At 70.4% G+C, this 18,261-nt stretch carries 17 protein-coding genes; 6 read left to right on the forward strand and 11 right to left on the reverse strand.

The annotated features are described in order from the left end of the window. The first annotated feature begins 26 nt into the window (after positions 1–26). The gene (locus QO011_RS04750) at positions 27–1,151 is read left to right on the forward strand and encodes a hypothetical protein (protein WP_307268355.1); all 1,125 of its coding nucleotides are present in this window, start codon (positions 27–29) and stop codon (positions 1,149–1,151) included. Here the strand turns inward: QO011_RS04750 and QO011_RS04755 are convergent. From QO011_RS04755 to def, 6 genes are all read right to left on the reverse strand, one after another. Further along, complete coding sequence (locus tag QO011_RS04755) at positions 1,096–1,812, reverse strand: carbonic anhydrase (protein WP_307268357.1); 717 nt, start codon at positions 1,810–1,812, stop codon at positions 1,096–1,098. The two genes, QO011_RS04750 and QO011_RS04755, sit on opposite strands and share 56 nt — an antisense overlap. Positions 1,813–1,817: 5 nt before the next feature. Continuing rightward, the gene (gene acnA / locus QO011_RS04760) at positions 1,818–4,502 is read right to left on the reverse strand and encodes an aconitate hydratase AcnA (protein ID WP_307268359.1); all 2,685 of its coding nucleotides are present in this window, start codon (positions 4,500–4,502) and stop codon (positions 1,818–1,820) included. 166 nt (positions 4,503–4,668) lie between these two features. Beyond that, on the reverse strand, positions 4,669–5,412 hold the full coding sequence (gene truA / locus QO011_RS04765) for a tRNA pseudouridine(38-40) synthase TruA (protein ID WP_307268362.1): 744 nt from the start codon (positions 5,410–5,412) through the stop codon (positions 4,669–4,671). 16 nt (positions 5,413–5,428) lie between these two features. Continuing rightward, entirely contained in the window at positions 5,429–5,725 is a 297-nt protein-coding gene (locus QO011_RS04770) for a putative quinol monooxygenase (RefSeq protein ID WP_307268365.1), read from the reverse strand. A gap of 53 nt (positions 5,726–5,778) precedes the next feature. Continuing rightward, complete coding sequence (fmt, locus tag QO011_RS04775; RefSeq protein ID WP_307268368.1) at positions 5,779–6,711, reverse strand: methionyl-tRNA formyltransferase; 933 nt, start codon at positions 6,709–6,711, stop codon at positions 5,779–5,781. Beyond that, positions 6,711–7,283, reverse strand: coding sequence for a peptide deformylase (def, locus tag QO011_RS04780; protein WP_307268371.1), 573 nt, complete (start codon positions 7,281–7,283; stop codon positions 6,711–6,713). The genes fmt and def overlap by 1 nt, the downstream gene beginning before the upstream one ends. 119 nt (positions 7,284–7,402) lie before the next feature. Between def and QO011_RS04785 the strand changes: the two genes are divergently transcribed. Beyond that, the gene (locus QO011_RS04785) at positions 7,403–7,924 is read left to right on the forward strand and encodes a hypothetical protein (RefSeq protein WP_307268374.1); all 522 of its coding nucleotides are present in this window, start codon (positions 7,403–7,405) and stop codon (positions 7,922–7,924) included. Between the two features lie 8 nt (positions 7,925–7,932). After that, positions 7,933–8,451 carry a cytochrome b/b6 domain-containing protein gene (locus QO011_RS04790; protein ID WP_307268378.1) on the forward strand — a complete coding sequence of 173 codons (519 nt, stop codon included), beginning with the start codon at positions 7,933–7,935 and terminating at the stop codon, positions 8,449–8,451. A gap of 222 nt (positions 8,452–8,673) precedes the next feature. Here QO011_RS04790 and QO011_RS04795 read toward each other — a convergent pair whose 3' ends face one another. From QO011_RS04795 to QO011_RS04815, 5 genes are all read right to left on the reverse strand, one after another. Further along, positions 8,674–9,294 (reverse strand): helix-turn-helix domain-containing protein, encoded by a 621-nt coding sequence (locus QO011_RS04795; RefSeq protein ID WP_307269243.1) that lies wholly within the window; start codon positions 9,292–9,294, stop codon positions 8,674–8,676. Positions 9,295–9,464: 170 nt separating this feature from the next. After that, on the reverse strand, positions 9,465–10,145 hold the full coding sequence (locus QO011_RS04800) for a hypothetical protein (protein ID WP_307268381.1): 681 nt from the start codon (positions 10,143–10,145) through the stop codon (positions 9,465–9,467). Beyond that, complete coding sequence (locus QO011_RS04805; RefSeq protein ID WP_307268383.1) at positions 10,146–13,058, reverse strand: glycine cleavage T C-terminal barrel domain-containing protein; 2,913 nt, start codon at positions 13,056–13,058, stop codon at positions 10,146–10,148. After that, positions 13,055–13,336 (reverse strand): sarcosine oxidase subunit delta, encoded by a 282-nt coding sequence (locus QO011_RS04810; RefSeq protein WP_307268386.1) that lies wholly within the window; start codon positions 13,334–13,336, stop codon positions 13,055–13,057. The genes QO011_RS04805 and QO011_RS04810 overlap by 4 nt, the downstream gene beginning before the upstream one ends. Positions 13,337–13,620: 284 nt before the next feature. Beyond that, positions 13,621–14,862 (reverse strand): FAD-dependent oxidoreductase, encoded by a 1,242-nt coding sequence (locus tag QO011_RS04815; RefSeq protein WP_307268389.1) that lies wholly within the window; start codon positions 14,860–14,862, stop codon positions 13,621–13,623. 289 nt (positions 14,863–15,151) lie between these two features. On the opposite strand from QO011_RS04815, the gene QO011_RS04820 reads away from it, so the two are divergent. The 3 genes from QO011_RS04820 (at position 15,152) to QO011_RS04830 (ending at position 18,191) form a co-directional block, all read left to right on the forward strand. Beyond that, positions 15,152–16,048: a class II glutamine amidotransferase gene (locus QO011_RS04820; protein ID WP_307268392.1), complete on the forward strand. Its 897-nt coding sequence runs from the start codon at positions 15,152–15,154 to the stop codon at positions 16,046–16,048. Between the two features lies 1 nt (position 16,049). Then, complete coding sequence (locus QO011_RS04825; protein ID WP_307268395.1) at positions 16,050–16,736, forward strand: GXGXG domain-containing protein; 687 nt, start codon at positions 16,050–16,052, stop codon at positions 16,734–16,736. Between the two features lie 123 nt (positions 16,737–16,859). Further along, positions 16,860–18,191: an FMN-binding glutamate synthase family protein gene (locus QO011_RS04830; protein WP_307268397.1), complete on the forward strand. Its 1,332-nt coding sequence runs from the start codon at positions 16,860–16,862 to the stop codon at positions 18,189–18,191. The last annotated feature ends 70 nt before the right edge of the window (positions 18,192–18,261 follow it).

Raw genomic sequence — 18,261 nt, forward strand, 5'->3', positions numbered from 1 at the left:
GTTCGGGAGCACGGATCGCGGTATTGATGGCTCGCCTTTTCTCCATGCTGTTCGCCCTCGCCAGCCTCGGCGGTGCCGGCCTGGTCGCGCTGCCCGCGGCCTATCAGAGCGCGGCGCTGCTGACCGCGGGCGACGACCCCGCGGCCATCAGCGCCCTGCGCCTCACCCCGGCGCTGACCACGGACCGCATCGCCGCGGAGGCGGACGGCGCGCTGGCGGCCGGCGATGCGAACCTGGCGGAAAGCTTCGTCGCCCTCGCCGACCAGCACGGCGTGCCGGTCGATGCAGCCCGTCGCGCCCGCGTGGAGCAGGCGGCCGCGGGCAGCGTGAGCGAGACCGCCTATGACTTTGCCCGCGGCGCCGTCGTCGGCGACGTCGGCGGCATCACCGGCCTCGCCGGGGCCTTCGCCGGCGACATGGTCGGCATCGGCGACGTGCGCGACCTCACGCGCGAGGGCTGGCGCGCCGCCCGTGGCGAGGAGGTCGACAAGCTGATCGTCGGCCTCGCGGCCGTGGGCCTGGCGGTCACGGCCGCGACCTGGGGCAGCCTCGGCGAGACGGCGCCGCTGCGCGGCGGCCTGTCGCTGGTCAAGAAGGCCCGCAGGGCGGGCACCCTGTCCCGCGAGCTCACCGAGAGCGTCGGCCGGGCGCTGGCCAAGGCGATCGACGGCCCGGCGCTGGAGCGGGCGCTGGCGGCCGCCGGCCGGCTGGAGCTCCCGACCGCGGCCAAGGAGGCGGCGCGGGCGATCCAGCCCGCGGCCGTGGCGCCGCTCGGGGCCATGGGCCGCGACGCCTTCACCCTGTTCCGGCGTGCCGACGCCCGCACGGTGGAGGACGTGCTGGCGGTGGCACGGTCGCCCGCCGAGGTTGGCCGGGCCGCGCGTCTCTCCGAGCGGCTCGGGCGCGGCACGCGGGCGGCGCTGAAGGTCCTGGGACGCGGCGCCCTGCTGCTCGGCGCCGGCGCCTGGACCCTGCTGGGCTGGCTCGCCGCCGGTCTGTTCTATGCCTATGCGGTGTCGCGGGGCGCCAGGCGCTTCGGCGAGCGGCTGGGGCGGCGGCGCTGGCGCCGCCGCAGGGTCGGATCGACCTTCCCGTTCAGCTGGCGCCGAACAGCGACACCCGCTCCGGCAGATGCTCGACCAGCGGCTTGAACACGCCGTCGGCCGGGTCGCGCACCAGGAGGCGGCCGGTGGCGATGCCGAAATAGGCGCCGTGCAGATGCATCTCGCCGGCCGCCACGCGCCGGCGCACCGAGCCGAAGGTCATGAGGTTGGCCAGGCTCTGGTCGACCGCCGCCAGCTCCAGCCGGGTGATGTAGTCCGGGCTCGGCTCCTCGCCCGGGTCCTCCAGCATGTCGGCGGCGGGGGCGATGATCGACATCCACTTGCCGATGAAGTCGCCGGACGACAGCGGCGCCCGCTTCTCGGCGAAGGAGCGGATGCCGCCGCAGCGGGCATGGCCCATCACCACGATGTGCTTGACCATCAGCGCCTGGACCGCGAACTCGAGCGCGGCGCTGACGCCGTGGAACTGGCCGCCGGTCTCGTAGGGCGGCACCAGGTTGGCGACGTTGCGCACCACGAACAATTCGCCAGGCCGGGCGTCGAAGATCACCTCCGGCGACACCCGGCTGTCGCAGCAGCCGATCAGCAGGATCTCCGGGTTCTGGCCGCTCTCGGCCAGCTCCTCGTAGCGCTGCCGCTCCTGGCGGAAGCGGTCGCCGAGAAAGCTGCGATAGCCGGCGCTGAGCCGCTCCGGAAAGACCGGAGCGTCCGGCGCGGCGTCCGCGGCAGGACCGGGTGCCTCGGCCATGCCCGTCAGGCCGCCAGGTTGCGCAGCACGTATTGCAGGATGCCGCCGTTCCGGAAGTAGTCGAGCTCGTCCAGCGTGTCGATGCGGCAGAGCAGCGGCACCCTGGTCGCCGTGCCGTCGGCGGCGGTGATGGTCGCCTCCACGCTCTGGCGCGGCTTGAGGTCGGCAATGCCGGTGATGGTCACCGTCTCGTCGCCCTTGAGGCCGAGCGTCTGCCAGGACGTGCCCTCCTGGAAGGTGAAGGGCACAACGCCCATGCCGACCAGGTTGGAGCGGTGGATGCGCTCGAAGGACTGGGCGACGACGGCCCGGACCCCGAGCAGCTTGGTGCCCTTGGCCGCCCAGTCGCGCGAGGAGCCGGTGCCGTACTCCTTGCCGGCGAACACCACCAGCGGCACGCCCTCGGCCTTGTAGCGCATGGCGACATTGTAGATCGGCGCCTGCTCGCCGTCGGGATAATGGATGGAGATGCCGCCCTCGATGCCGGCCACCATCTGGTTCTTGATGCGGATATTGGCGAAGGTGCCGCGCATCATCACCTGGTGGTTGCCGCGCCGCGTGCCGTACTGGTTGAAGTCGACCGGCCGGACCTGGTGGTCGCGCAGATATTCGCCAGCCGGGCTGGCGGCCTTGATCGAGCCGGCCGGCGAGATGTGGTCGGTGGTGATGGAATCCAGGAACAGGCCGAGGATATGGGCACCGACCACGTCGGTGGGCGTTTCCGGCGTCTTCTCCATGCCGACGAAATAGGGCGGGTTCTGCACATAGGTCGAGCGATCGTCCCAGGCATAGGTCTCGCCCTTCGGCGCCTGGATCGCCTGCCAGTTCTCGTCGCCCTTGAACACGTCGGCATATTTCGACTGGAACATCGCCTTGGTGACGTATTGGTCGATCACCGCCTGGATCTCGTGGGCGCTCGGCCAGACATCCCTGAGATAGACCGGCTTGCCGTCCGTGCCGGTGCCGAGCGGCTCGGTGGTGAGGTCGACCTGCAGGGAGCCGGCGAGCGCATAGGCCACCACCAGCGGCGGCGAGGCGAGGTAGTTGGCCTTGACGTCCGGATTGACGCGACCCTCGAAGTTGCGGTTGCCGGAGAGCACGGCGGCGGCGACGAGATCGCCCTTGTTGACCGCCTCGGAGATCGCCTCCGGCAGCGGGCCCGAATTGCCGATGCAGGTGGTGCAGCCGAAGCCGACTAGGTTGAACCCGAGCGCGTCGAGATCGGGCTGCAGGCCGGACACCCGGAGATATTCCTCCACCACCTGCGAGCCCGGCGCCAGCGAGGTCTTGACCCACGGCCGGGACTTCAGACCCTTCTCATGCGCCTTGCGGGCGAGCAGGCCGGCGGCGACCAGCACGGAGGGGTTGGAGGTGTTGGTGCAGGAGGTGATGGCGGCGATGGTCACCGCGCCGTGCTTCAGGGCGTAGTCGTGGCCCTCGACCGGCACGGCCTTGCCCGCCTCGCCAGGCTTCTTGAACTCGCCCTCGAGCGCGGCGAGGAAGCCTGCCTTGGCGTCGGTGAGCAGCACGCGGTCCTGCGGCCGCTTCGGGCCGGCCAGGGACGGCAGCACGGTGGAGATGTCGAGCTCCAGCACGTCGGTGAACACGGGGTCGGGGGTCGCGGCGGTGCGGAACATGCCCTGGGCTTGGCTATAGGCCTCGACCAGCGCGATGCGGTCGGCCTCGCGCCCGGACTTGTCGAGATAGCGCAGCGTCTCCGCATCGACCGGGAAGAAGCCGCAGGTCGCGCCGTATTCCGGCGCCATGTTGCCGATGGTGGCCTTGTCCTCCAGCGTCATGGCGTCGAGGCCCGGGCCGAAGAATTCGACGAACTTGCCGACCACGCCCTTCTTGCGCAGCATCTGCGTCACGGTCAGCACCAGGTCGGTGGCGGTGACGCCGGCGGCGAGCTTGCCGGTGAGGCGGAAGCCGACCACTTCCGGGATCAGCATCGAGATCGGCTGGCCGAGCATGGCCGCCTCCGCCTCGATGCCGCCGACGCCCCAGCCGAGCACGCCGAGACCGTTGATCATGGTCGTGTGGCTGTCGGTGCCCACCAGCGTGTCGGGATAGGCGGTCTCGGCGCCGTCGGCGTCCTTGCCGGTCCACACGGCCTGCGCCAGATATTCGAGGTTGACCTGGTGGCAGATGCCGGTGCCCGGCGGCACGACGCGGAAATTGGTGAAGGCCGACTGGCCCCATTTCAGGAACTTGTAGCGCTCCTGGTTCTGCTCGTATTCGCGGGCGACGTTCTTGCCGAAGGCGTCGCTGGTGCCGAAATAGTCGACCACCACGGAATGGTCGATGACGAGGTCGACCGGCACGAGCGGGTTGATCTTGGTCGGGTCGCCGCCGAGCGCCCGCATGGCATCGCGCATGGCGGCGAGGTCGACGACGGCGGGCACGCCGGTGAAGTCCTGCATCAGCACCCGGGCCGGCCGGAAGGCGATCTCCTTCTCGGCCTTGCCGCGGTTGACCAGGAAGGCGGCGACCGCCTCGATATCGGCCTTGGTGACGCTGCGCCCATCCTCGAAGCGCAGCAGGTTCTCGAGCAGCACCTTCATCGAGGTCGGCAGGGCCGAGATGCCCGCCAGGCCGTTCGCCTCGGCCGCCTTCAGCGAATAGTACCGGTAGGTCTTCGCCCCCACCTGCAGGGTCTGGCGGGCTTTGAAGCTGTCGAGCGGGGCCATTGAACTCTCCGGGCGGGCTTTCGACCAAGACGGGATGGCGGCCGGGAACCGAGCGAACCTGTTGCGCCGCAACATCCGACGCCGGTTATATAGAAAGATTCTGATCGGCCCGCTAGACCGACGAAAGGTCACGGCCCGCCGCCGATTCGGCGGCCTTTTCGCAGCCTTAATACACCACCCCGGTGAGGTAGAGGCCGTGCGGCGGCGCCAGGGCGGCGCAGCGCGCCCGCTCGCGCGCCTCCAGCGCCGCCACGAGGTCGGCCTCGCTCCACGAGCCGTCGCCGACGCGCTTCAGCGAGCCCACCATCGAGCGCACCTGGTTGTGCAGGAAGGAGCGCGCCGCCGCCTCGACATGGATCTCGCCGTCCCGGCGGACCACGTCCAGCCGGTCCAGCGTCTTCATCGGGCTGTCGGACTGGCAGTCCGCCGCCCGGAACGTGGTGAAGTCGTGATGGCCGAGGAGCCGCTGCGCGGCGCGGTGCATGGCGTCCGCGTCCAGGGCTTTGCGCGAATGCCAGCAGCGCAGCCGCTCCAGCGCCAGCGGCGGGCGGCGGTCGATGATGCGGTAGAGATAGCGCCGGCCCTTGGCCGAGAAGCGGGCGTCGAACGCCTCCGGCACCTTTTCCGCCGCCAGGATCGAGACCTGCTCCTCCATCAGGGTGAGGTGGGCGTTGAGCGCGTCGCGCACCTGGTCGGTCCGCCACTCCTTGGCCAGCATCACCGAGGCGACCTGGCCGGTGGCGTGCACCCCCGCATCGGTTCGCCCGGCGCACTGGATGCGCAGGGCCTCGCCGGTGAAAGCCTCGATCGCCTCCTCCACCACCTGCTGCACGGCGCGGCCATTGGCCTGGCGCTGCCAGCCGGCATAGGGCGTGCCGTCATATTCGATCAGGAGCTTGTAGCGGGGCATCGGGCTTGGTTGGCGGTCACGCCGGCAGACCGACGCCGCCGGCCGGCACCGTCTCCGCCGTCTTCTCGAAGCCGCGGATCAGCGGCCGCGCCTCGGTGATCGCGGCGCGCACCGCGGGCAGCTGCAGCGAGGCCTGATGGCTCTGCGCGCTGTCCCAGACCTCCGTCACCCAGAGGACGTCGGCGTCGGCCGCGTCCTTGGCCACGACGTAGCTCAGGCAGCCCGGCATGCCCTCCGTGCCTCGCAGCAGCAGGGCGATGAGCGCGTCGCGCTGCCCCGGGGCAGCCGTGATCTTGCCGATCATGCCGTACATCGTCTCCTCCTCAGCTCTCGCGCGCGACAGATACGGCGCCGGCCGGGCTCCTCTCAGGACAGCGTCGCGCCCCTGCCGAGACCGGCCCCCTTCAGGAATTCCGGCACCTTCATCGGTGCCTTGCCGGCCCGCTGCACCTCGATCAGGCGCACCGCGCCCTCGCCGCAGGCGACGGCGAGCGCCTCGTCGAGCACCGTGCCGGGCGCGCCGGCGCCCTCGGCAAGCGTCGAGCGCAGCGCCTTGACCCGCTGCGGGCCCTGGCCCCAGTCCGCCTCGAACCAGGCGCCGGGAAAGGGCGACAGGCCGCGGATCTGGTTGTGCACCGCCGCCGCCGGCTGCGACCAGTCGATGCGCGCCTCGGCCTTGTCGATCTTGCGAGCATAGGTGACGCCCGCCTCCGCCTGCGGCACGAAGGACAGCGACCCGCGCGACAGCGCCGCGAGCGCCCGCGCCATCAGGTCGGCGCCCAGCACCGACAGCCGGTCGTGAACTTCGCCCGCCGTCATGTCGGGTCCGATCGCCAGCCGCTCGGCCATGGCGACCGGGCCGGTGTCGAGCCCCTCCTCCATGCGCATCACCATGACGCCGGTCTCCGCGTCGCCGGCCATGACGGCGCGCTGGATCGGCGCCGCGCCGCGCCAGCGCGGCAGCAGCGAGGCATGCAGGTTGAGGCAGCCCTCGCGCGGCGCCTCCAGCGCCACCTTCGGCAGGATCAGGCCATAGGCGACGACCACGGCGACGTCGGCTTCGAGCGAGGCGAAGGTGTCGGCGACCTCGGCATCGCGAAAGCTCCTGGGCGTGAACACCGGAATGCCGAAGCCGTCGGCGAGCCGGTGCACCGGCGAGGGCGAAAGCTCCATGCCGCGGCCGGCCGGCGCCGGCGGCCGGGTATAGACCGCCGCGACCTCGTGGCCCTGGCCCAGGATCTCGGCCAGCACCGGCCGGGCGAAGTCCGGCGTGCCGAGGAAGACGACGCGCAGCGCCATCACTCCACCGCACGCGGCGCCGGCCGCGCCTTGGCCGCCGACCGGTCCGCCTCGCCGTCGGCCTCCCGCTGCTTGGCGGCCTTGGTGAACTTGCGGATCACCATGCCGCGCTTGAGCTTGGAGATGTGGTCGATGAACAGCACGCCGTCGAGATGGTCGATCTCGTGCTGCAGGCAGGTGGCGAGCAGGCCGTCGGCCTCCAGGTCCTGCGCCTTGCCGGCACGATCGACATAGGCGACCCGGACGCGGGCCGGACGCTCGACCTCGGCATAATAGTCGGGGATCGACAGGCAGCCCTCGTCATAGACCGAGCGCTCCTCGGACGACCAGACGATGCTGGGATTGATGAAGACCTGCGGCGCGCGCTCCTCCTCGGGGCGGCTGACGTCGATCACCAGGAGGCGGCGCGGCACGCCGACCTGGATGGCGGCAAGACCGATTCCGGGCGCGTCGTACATGGTCTGGAGCATGTCGTCGGCGAGGGCGACGAGCTCGCCGTCGACGCGCTCGACCGGCGCGGACTTGAGGCGCAGTTTCGGGTCGGGCAGGATGATGATCGGTCGCAGGGCCATGCTCCGGGAGATAGTCTGCCGGCGGCACAGGGTCAATCGGCGCTGCCGACACCGCCTGGACCGGAAGAGCCGCCATGCACCGTGCCGTCATGCCCAGACCATTTCAGCGAGTCCGAGCCGTGATCCGGGCTCGCCGGCTCGTCCTCGCCCTGGCAGCCCTCGCCGGCGCGCCGGCGCTGGCGGCGGGGGCGCTGCAGGACGAGGAGCCGCCCTTGGCCGATCTCGGCCGGCCGCTGGTCCACTACGCCACCATCGCCCGCAACGACGGCGCCTTCCGCCGGCTGTGGATCGACGAGGCCTCGCTCGCCAGGGCGCGCCGCGGCGAGCCGCTGCCGGACGGCACGACCATCGCCATGGAGACCTTCTACGGCCCGCAGAACCGTGCCACGGTCTTCACCAAGCTCAAGCAGGGCAGCGCGTGGCTCTACGGCTCCTTCGAGCCGGGCCAGCCCGACTGGACCGGCCTCAAGGCCAAGACCGTCTGCCATGCCTGCCATATCGATGCGGCCGAGGATCTGACCTTCACCCTGCCGGTGCTGGCGAAGTTCGGCGAGACCCGGAGCGTGGCGCGGCTCCTCTGCGACCAGCCCGGCCGGGTGCCCTGCGATGCCACCTTCTACGATCATGCGGGCGCGCCGTGATCGGCACCATGGCGGGCCGTTGGCCGGCCCTCATCCGCATCCTGCACTGGACCACGGCCGTGCTGGCGCTGGTGATGATCCCGGCGGCCTTTGCCGCTGAGGCCCTGACCGAGGTCGACACCGACCGCGCCGAGATGCTGGTCGGCGTGCACATGCTGGCCGGGCTCGCCATCCTGGTGCTGACCCTGGCCCGGCTCTCGGCGCGCCTGGTGCTGCCGCGGCCGAAGCCGCTGCGGCGCGCGCGGATGCTCGCCGGGCTGGCCGGCCTGCGCACGGCCGCCTTCTACGTCCTGCTCCTCGCCCTGCCGCTCACCGGCGTGCTGAAGCTGACCCTGTCCGGCCTCGACGTCGCGCCCTTCGGCGTGACGCTGATCGCCGCCGGCGATACCGCCCCCGCCCTGGCGCGCCGGCTCAACGCCGCGCATGCGCTGATGGGCAAGGCTTTCATCGCCCTGGCGCTCATCCACATCGCGGGGGCGCTGGTCCAGCATGGCCGGCCGAAGGCATCGGGCGCTCGGAACACGTGAAACAGCACGGAGCGGCGCGAAGGACGGCCGGGCGAGACGCCCGAGGTCTCGGATCGGGCGCGAGGCGTGCGTCCTCCCTCCCCCTTGTGGGGAGGGATAAAGGGTGGGGGTCCGGCAGGATGAGGCGAGCCCTTTGTCACCGCCCCCATCCCTGACCCTTCCCCACAAGGGGGAAGGGGATAGCCGGCGTCGCGTCTGAAACACGCCTGACCGGGTGAAGCCTCAGGCGTCGTCGCGGGGATAGGAGATGATCGAGAGGAAGCGGATCGGCAATTTCCGCATCTCCTCCGGGCCGTGCGGCGCATCGGCGTCGAAGAACAGGCTGTCGCCCGGCTGCATGATGTAGAGCTTGTCGGCGTGGCGGTACATCACCTCGCCTTCCAGCATGTAGAGGAACTCCAGGCCGGAATGCTGGAACAGCGGGAAGACGTCGGATTCCTCGGTCAGGGTGATCATGTAGGGCTCGACCACCACCCGGCCGCTGTGGCCGCCGGTATGGCCGAGCAGATGGTACTGGTGCTTGGCCCGCGTGCCGCGCCGCTCGATCGCCAGCCCCTCGCCCGCCTTGACGAACACCGCGTCGCGCCGCTCCTCGTAGCGGCGGAAGAAGGCGGTCACCGGCACGCCGAGCGCCCGCGACAGCGACTGCAGCGTGGTGAGCGAGGGCGAGGTGACGCCGTTCTCGATCTTCGACAGCATGCCGAGCGACAGGCCCGTCGCCGCGGCGAGGTCGGAGACGGTGATCCCGAGCTTGTTGCGGAAGGCGCGCACCTCGCGCCCGATCGCCACTTCCAGGATATTGTCGCGCGCCCCTTCCAGCGCGTGCGGGTCCTGCGAGGGCATGGCCGGCGCGGCCGGATAGTTCCCGGTGGGGAAGGCGTCGGGGAACTGCGTCTCGCTCGGGATCGCCTCGTTGGCGGCGATCGGAGCGCGGCGCGGCACCGGGCGGAGCAGCTCGCTGCCGGAGGCCTCCGGCGCCCTCGGTCCCGATCCCGCTTCCGCCCGCTTGCTCATCAGCCTGTCAATCCTCTCAGCGCCGAGATGCCGACGATCCGCCCGCCGAACTCGACGGCGGCGTCGCGCAGGCATTCCCAGAAGTATGCGGCAGAAGCACTGTCAGCAAGCACGTGGAACGCCGGAGTCGTGCCGAGATCGGCGCGCGCCACGATGGCATTGAGCCGTGCGACCGAGGTTTGGGCAATGGTGAGATCCGGGAATTTGTGGAATCGCAGGTCGATCCCACAGATTTTTGCGAACATGCCCGGCAGGGCCTCGCCCGTGACCGCGAACCAGGCATGGCTGTCGCGGCGCGGCAGCGGATAGGTCCGCTCCTCGTCCTCGATCCGCCAGCCCTGCTCCATCTCGGCAAAGCGCGTCCCGTCGCCGGCAGGGTTGGCGAGCAGGAACACCTCGCCCGGCGCCAGCACCAGGCAGAGCCCGCCGTCCGCCTGGCGGAAGGCCCGGTTCGGCTGCGCCTCGACGGCAACCCCGCGCGCCTGCATGGCGGCGATGGTGCCCCGCCCCTTGAAGCCGAGGCGCGGCAGCGGCGTGAGGTCGGCGAGGCAGAGGCCCGCGGCCGCGCCGGCGGGATCGGCGATCATGGCATCCGAAGTCGCGGCCCAGGCGACGCCCTCCCGGTCGAGGACGCGATAGAGCGGCGTGCGGCGCGGCAGGGTTTCGGCTTCGGCCGGCATCTAGAGCTCCTGGCGCTTGTTCTCGGGGTCGTAGAACGGCGTCGCCACCACCTCGGCGCCGATCATGCGCCCGCCCTCGATGCGGATCTCGAAGCGCGAGCCGGGCGCGGCGAGGTCGGAGGGCACATAGGCGAGGCCCACCACCTTGTCGAGCGAGGGCGAGCGCACCGCCGAGGTGACCCGGCCGGCGATGTCGCCGTCGCGGATGACGAGGTGGCACTCCTTCGGGCAGGGCGCGGCCGGATCGGCCAGGGCGAAGCCGACGAGGCGCCGGGTGACGCCCTTGCCCATCTGCATCTCGACGGCGCGCTTGCCGACATAGAACGGCTTCTTCTTGGCCAGCGCCCATTCCATGCCGGCCTCGGCCGGGTTGGTGAGCCCGTCCGTGTCCTGGCCGACGATGATGTGGCCCTTCTCCAGGCGCAGCACGCGCTGCGCCTCGACGCCGAACGGCCTCAGGCCGAAGGGTTGCCCGGCCTCGAACAGCCGGTCCCACAGCGCTTCGCCCAGGCCCGAGGGGCAATGGATCTCGTAGCCGAGCTCGCCGACGAAGCCGACGCGCAGCACCCGCACGGGGATGCCGGCGAGCCGGCCCTGGCGCACCGCCATGTAGGGGAAGGCCTCGGCCGAGAAGTCGATGTCGGTCTCCAGCCCGGCCAGCGCCTCGCGCGCCTTCGGCCCGGCGAGGTTGACGCCGGCATAGGCGGCGGTGACGTTGGCGATGTCGACGTCGAGCCGCCACTGCGTGTTCCACCAGGTCATCTGGCGATAGACCTGGTCGACGGCACCTGTCGTGGCGGTGAGGTAATAGTGCCGCTCGTGGAAGCGGCAGGCGACGCCGTCGTCGATGACCACGCCGGTCTGGTCGGTCATCAGGGCGTAGCGGGCGCGGCCGACCGGCTGCTTGGCATAGGCCCAGGTGTACATGCGGTCGACGAGCTCGGCCGCGTCGGGGCCGCGGATGTCGAGCCCGCCCAGGGTGGAGACGTCGATCATGCCGACGCCCTCGCGCACCGCCCGCACCTCCGCCTCGATCGCGTCCGCCGACGCGCCCTTGCGGCCGTAATAGGCCGGCCGCAGCCACAGGCCCGCCGGCATCATCTGCGCGCCGAGCTCGAGATGGCGGTGATGCATCGCCGTGTGGCGCACCGGCTCGAAGGCCCGGCCGGCCATGTGGCCGAACTTCTCCGGCACCAGCGGCGGGCGGAAGGTGGTGGTGCCGACCGCCGCGATGCTGCGGCCGGTCTCCTTCGCCACCAGGCGGATGGTGTTGAGGTTGGCGTGCCGGCCCTGGCTCGGGCCGAGCCCGGCGGTGGAGTAGCGCTTGACCAGCTGGATGTCGTCATAGCCGTCCTGGACGGAATGGACGATGTCCTTGGTCTGCAGGTCCTCGTCGAAGTCGACGAAGTCCTTGGCCTTGGGGTCGGAGAAGATCGGCCAGGGATGGGTGATGCGCGCCGCGCCCGGATCGGCCGTCAGCGCCGATGCCGCGGCCGGCCGGTCGAGGGCGGCCGCCGCGACCCGGACGCCGGCGGCGCGCGCATCCGCGCTCACCGTCTCCTCCGACCACAGGCCGGCGGCCGCGCCCACCAGCGTCACGCCCGGCGGCAGGTCGACGGCGCGATGCATGGCGATGGCGGGATCGTAGATCACCTTCGCCCCGGCATGGCTGGCGAGGTTGAGGGCGGGGGTGTAGCCGACGCTCATCAGCACGGTATCGCAGCCGATCCATTCCGGGCTGCCGGCGGTCCTGCCCTCGCCCGCGATCGCCGCGACGGCCACCGCCTCGACCCGGACCTTGCCGCGGGCCTCGACCAGGGTGGAGCCGGCGATGATGCGCAGGCCCCGCGCCCGCGCCTCGGCCGCCGCCTCTCCGTCGCCGGACGGGTTGAGGTCGACGATGGCCGCGACCTCGACGCCGGCGTCGAGGAGGTCGAGCGCCGCCTCGTAGCCGAAGCGGTTGGCGGTGGCGATCACGGCGCGCCGGCCGGGCCGGACGCCATAGAGCCGCATGAGCCGCTGTGCCGCATCGGCGAACAGGATGCCCGGCCGGTCGTTGTTGCGGAACACCAGCGGCTGGTCGAAGGCGCCGGTGGCGAGCACGGTCTCGCGCGCGCGAATCTTGTAGAGCCGGTTGCCCGAGATGGCCGAGGCCCAGTTGTCGGCGAACAGGCCCGAGACCGTGGTGTCGCCGAGGATGGTGAGGCCGGGCAGGGCGCGGGCCCTGGCGACCAGCGCCGCCCGGCGCGCGTCGGTGGCGGCGCGCCCGGCGCCGCCGCGGCCGTGCAGCAGCGAGCCGCCGAGCTCGGGCCATTCGTCGATCAGCAGCGTCTCGGCGCCGGCCTCAGCCGCCGCGATCGCCGCCTCCAGGCCGGCCGGACCGCCGCCGGCGACCAGCACGTCGCAGAACAGATAGGCCTTGTCGTAATGGCCGTGATGCGCCTTCGGATCGAGCTTGCCCAGGCCCGCCAGCGCGCGGATCGGCTTCTCGAACAGCTTCCACGAGCCGTTCGGGCGGAAGAAGGTCTTGTAGTAGAAGCCGACGGGGAGGAAGCGGCCGAAGCGCTCCAGCACGGCGTACCAGTCGCCGTCGAGCGAGCCGAAATGGTTGACCGAGACGGCGGCCATGTCCTGGGCGATGGGATGGCGGTCGCCGCGCACGTTCGGCTCGGGTCCGACCTGCACCAGCGCGTTGACGTCGTGGCCGGCCATGGTCAGCGGCCCGCGCGGGCGGTGATACTTGAAGGAGCGCGACATCAGCCAGCGGCCGGAGCCGACCAGCGCGCTGGCGATCACGTCGCCCCGATAGCCGTGGCAGGCGACGCCGTCGAAGGTGAAGGACACCGGCCTGGCGCGGTCGATCAGGAGGCCCCAGCCGTCCGGGCCGAGGCGGGGTGCGGCGCTCGCGCTCATGCCCCGTCCCCGCGCTGCTTGGCGAAATAGGCGTCGGCGGTCATGGTCTCGAGGATCTCGTCGGTGATGGTGTTGCGGCGGGCGATGAACCAGTAGTTGGTCGGCGCGTGCAGCCACCATTCGTGCACCTCGCCGGCAACGTTGTCCTCGAGGAAGAGGTACTCGGCCCAGGCGTCGTCGGAGGCTGTGGCGGGGTCGGGCATCGGCTTGACGTCGCCGGCCCAGACGAACTCGGAAATGTTGCGCGGACCGTTGAGGGGGCAGGTCATGAGCTTCATGGGCGGTTCGCTTGCCAGGCATAGGATGCGATGGAGGCCAGACCTGAAGGGGACGGCCTGTGGCCTTCGCCCGCGCAGGCGGCCAAGGCGCGACGATCGTGCGGCGAGCTCGACGCTTGGGTTTTCCCTCCCCCTTGCGGGGAGGGATAAAGGGTGGGGGTCGTCGACATAGGGCCCGACTTATCCTGATGGACCCTCACCCCGTACCCCTCCCCGCAAGGGGGAGGGGATCGGCCTGCGTCGCGCCCCAAATCCGGCTGTCTCTGTCCAACCATGGGAGACTCTCAATGTCCGACCGAGGCCGCACCCTTCTCGCCGACGAGGTCGAAGGTGCGGAAGCGGTCGAACGCGAAGGGTTTCAGGAGGTCGGGCTGGCGGCCGGTGGCGACGCATTCGGCCATGCGGTTGCCGCAGACGGGCGTCGCCTTGAAGCCCCAGGTGCCCCAGCCGGAATCGATATAGTAGTTCTCCACCGGGGTCAGGCCCATCACCGGCGAGAAGTCGGGCGTCATGTCGGCCATGCCGGCCCATTGGCGCAGGATGCGCAATTCGCCCATGAACGGGAACAGCTCCAGCATATGGCCCATCAGGCCTTCCTTGAAGTCGAGGGTGGAGCGGGTGGAATAGAGGCCGTAGGGGTCGGTCGCCCCGCCCATCACCATCTCGCCGCGGGCCGACTGCGAGATGTAGACATGCAGCGAGCCGGAGACGACGATCTGGTCGAGGATCGGCTTGACCGGCTCGGAGACGCAGGCCTGCAGCGGGATCGTCTTGATCGGCAGCTTGAAGCCGGCCATTTTCGCCACCCGGCTGGAGGCGCCGGCCACGGCCTGCACCACCTTGCCGGCATGGATGGTGCCGCGATTGGTCTCGACGCCCTTGACCCGGCCGTTCTCGATGAGGAGGCCGGTGACCTCGGTCTGGGTGTGGACCTCGACGCCGCGGCGCATCGCCTCCTTGGCGTAGCCCCAGGCGACGGCATCGTGCCGGGCGATGGCGCCGGGCGGATGGTAGAGCGCGCCGAGCACGGGATAGCGCGCCTCGTCCGAGACGTTCATCACCGGGCAGATCCGCGCCACCCCGGCCGCGTCGATCACCTCCGAATCGACGCCCAGGTGCTTGTTGACCTCGGCGCGCCAGCGCGCGGTGCGCATCGCCGCGTCGGTATGGGCGAGGGTGAAATGGCCGCGCTCGGAATACATGATGTTGATGTCGAGCTCGACCGACAGGGTGCGGAACAGCTCGACCGATTCCTTGTAGAAGGCGACGCCCTCGGGCGTGAGATAGTTGGCGCGGACGATCGTGGTGTTGCGCGCCGTGTTGCCGCCGGCCAGCCAGCCGCGGTCGAGCACGGCGACGTTGGTGATGCCGTGCTTGGCCGCGAGGTAATAGGCGGTGGCCAGGCCATGGCCGCCGGCGCCGATGATGACGACGTCGTAGCTCTTCTTCAGCTCCGGCGCCCAGCGCAGGTGCGGATCCTCGGGATGCTTGGAGCTGAGGCCGTATTTGAGAAGCGCCAGAGGCATGTGTCACTCCCGCCGCCGTCGCGGCCGTGCTTTCCGTTTTAGCGACCGCTTCCTGAAGTGCAAGAAAATTTCCGCCTGTTAAAATCCTGCGACAAAACCGGCGGGCGACCGGCGCGGGAGCGGGCCAGGGTTGCACTTTCCGCCGCTGCAAAGCATGATCCGTTTCCTGCCAGGAAAATTCTTTGACGCACGACCGTTTTTGCCTGTAGTGAAAATATCTTTCTTCTCGGTTGAGGGGGCGCGGCGAACCTGCTAGCGTCCCGCCGGATCAACAGCGGAGGGCCCGCCCATGTGCGGCATCGTCGGCCTCTTCATCAAGGACAAGTCCCTCGAGCCCCGGCTCGGCGCCATGCTGTCCGACATGCTCGGCACCATGTGCGATCGCGGGCCGGACTCGGCCGGCTTCGCCGTCTACGGCGCGCCGAAGGCCGGCGAGGCCAAGATCACCGTGCAGTCGGCCACGCCGGCGGCGGATTTCGCCGGGCTGGACGGAGCGCTCGCCGAAGCGGTCGGCGCCAAGGTGTCGATCTCGGTGAAGGACACCCATGCCGTGCTCGCCGTCCCGGCGGACAAGGTCGCCGAGGCCCGGGCCGCCCTCACCCGGCTGCGCCCCTCGGTGCGCGTCATGGGGGTCGGCGAGGCGATCGAGATCTACAAGGAGGTCGGCTATCCCACGCAGGTGTCGAAGCGCTTCGCCCTGGCCGGCATGACCGGCACGCACGGCATCGGCCACACCCGCATGGCCACCGAATCGGCGGTGACCACGCTCGGCGCCCACCCCTTCTCCACCGGCGCCGACGAGTGCCTGGTGCACAACGGTTCGCTGTCGAACCACAACAACCTGCGCCGCGAGCTCAAGCACGACGGCATGAGCTTCGAGACCGAGAACGACACCGAGGTGGCGGCCGCCTACCTCACCTGGCGGATGAACCAGGGCCTCAACCTCGGCGAGGCGCTGGAGAAGAGCCTCGACGACCTCGACGGCTTCTACACCTTCGTCGTCGGCACCAAGAACGGCTTCGGCGTGCTGCGCGACCCCATCGCCTGCAAGCCGGCGGTGCTGGCCGAGACCGACCAGTACGTCGCCTTCGGCTCGGAATATCGCGCGCTGGTCAACCTGCCCGGCATCGAGAACGCCCGGGTGTGGGAGCCCGAGCCCTCGACCGTCTATTTCTGGGAGCGCTGAAATGCCGAAAGTCGACCTCGCCAGGACCTCCTTGCGCGAGCTGAACCAGACGCTGCACGGCCTCAAGGCCGGCGTCAACGAGACCGACTGGGAGGTGGTCAACCCCAAGGGCTCGCATGCGGTCGCGGTCGGCGTCGATGCGCCGGTCACCGTCGAGATCAAGGGCAGCGTCGGCTATTACTGCGCCGGCATGAACAAGGAGGCGACCATCGTCGTGCACGGCTCGGCCGGGCCTGGGGTGGCCGAGAACATGATGTCCGGCGAGGTGCGCATCAAGGGCGACGCCAGCCAATATGCCGGCGCTACCGGCAAGGGCGGCCTGCTCGTGATCGAGGGCAACGCCGCCTCGCGCTGCGGCATCTCGATGAAGGGCATCGACATCGTGGTGAAGGGCAATATCGGCCACATGTCGGCCTTCATGGCCCAGTCCGGCAACCTCGTGGTCTGCGGCAATGCCGGGGACGCGCTCGGCGATTCCATCTACGAGGCCCGCCTGTTCGTGCGCGGCAAGGTCAAGAGCCTCGGCGCCGACTGCATCGAGAAGGAGATGCGCCCCGAGCATCTGGAGATCCTGGCCGGGTTGCTGGCCAAGGCGGGGATCGAGGACGCGAAGCCGGAGGAGTTCAAGCGCTACGGCTCGGCGAGGAAGCTCTACAACTTCAACATCGACAACGCCGACGCGTATTAAGCGGCGAGCCGACGCGTATTAAGCGGCGAGCCGACGCCTAATGAGGGGCGCCGCGCCCCGAACCCACCCGATGCCCCGTCCCCGCCCCTTCCCCATCGGGGAGAGGGGGTCTTGGAGCCCCGCATGAGCTATCACAATCCGCCGACCGTTCCGCGCAAGTCCGCGACCTTCGACGACTACACCCTGTCGGAAATCCGCCGTGCGGCGACCACCGGAATCTATGACATCCGCGGCGCCGGGGCCAAGCGCAAGCTGCCGCATTTCGACGACCTCCTGTTCCTCGGCGCCTCGATCTCGCGCTATCCCCTGGAGGGCTATCGCGAGAAATGCGCCACGACCGTCGTGCTCGGCGCGCGCCACGCCAAGAAGCCGATCGAGCTCAAGATCCCGATCACCATCGCCGGCATGAGCTTCGGCTCGCTGTCGGGCCGCGCCAAGGAGGCGCTCGGCCGCGGCGCCTCGCTCGCCGGCACCTCGACCACGACCGGCGACGGCGGCATGACGCCGGAGGAGCGCGGCCAGTCCAAGCAGCTGGTCTACCAGTACCTGCCCTCGCGCTACGGCATGAACCCGGACGACCTGCGCAAGGCCGACGCCATCGAGGTGGTGGTCGGCCAGGGCGCCAAGCCCGGCGGCGGCGGCATGCTGCTCGGCCAGAAGATCTCCGACCGCGTGGCCGCGATGCGCACCCTGCCCAAGGGCATCGACCAGCGCTCGGCCTGCCGCCATCCCGACTGGACCGGCCCGGACGACCTTGAGATCAAGATCCTCGAGCTGCGCGAGATCACCGACTGGGAGAAGCCGATCTACGTCAAGGTCGGCGGCGCCCGGCCCTATTACGACGTGGCGCTGGCGGTGAAGGCCGGCGCCGACGTGGTGGTGGTCGACGGCATGCAGGGCGGCACCGCGGCGACGCAGGAAGTGTTCATCGAGAATGTCGGCCAGCCCACGCTCGCCTGCATCCGCCCGGCCGTGCAGGCGCTGCGCGACCTCGGCATGCACCGAAAGGTGCAGCTGATCGTCTCCGGCGGCATCCGCAACGGTGCCGACGTCGCCAAGGCCCTGGCGCTGGGCGCCGACGCGGTCTCCATCGGCACGGCCGCCCTGGTGGCGCTCGGCGACAACGATCCCGTGCACGAGGAGGAATACCGCCAGCTCGGCACCACGGCGGGGGCCTATGACGACTGGCACGAGGGCCGCGACCCCGCCGGCATCACCACCCAGGATCCCGAACTGATGGAGCGGCTCGACCCGGTGAAGGCCGGCCGGCGCCTCGCCAACTATCTCAAGGTGATGACTCTGGAGGCCCAGACCATCGCCCGCGCCTGCGGCAAGAACCACCTGCACAATCTCGAGCCCGAGGACCTCTGCGCCCTCACCATCGAGGCGGCGGCCATGGCCGGCGTCCCGCTGGCCGGCACCAGCTGGATTCCGGGCCAGAACGGCAGCTTCTAGCACGCTCCTTGCACGGCCTGCGCCGACACGGCGGCGCAGGGCCAGAAACGACCAGCCCGCGCGGCAAGCG

This window comes from Labrys wisconsinensis, assembly GCF_030814995.1.
Taxonomy (GTDB): Bacteria; Pseudomonadota; Alphaproteobacteria; order Rhizobiales; family Labraceae; genus Labrys; species Labrys wisconsinensis.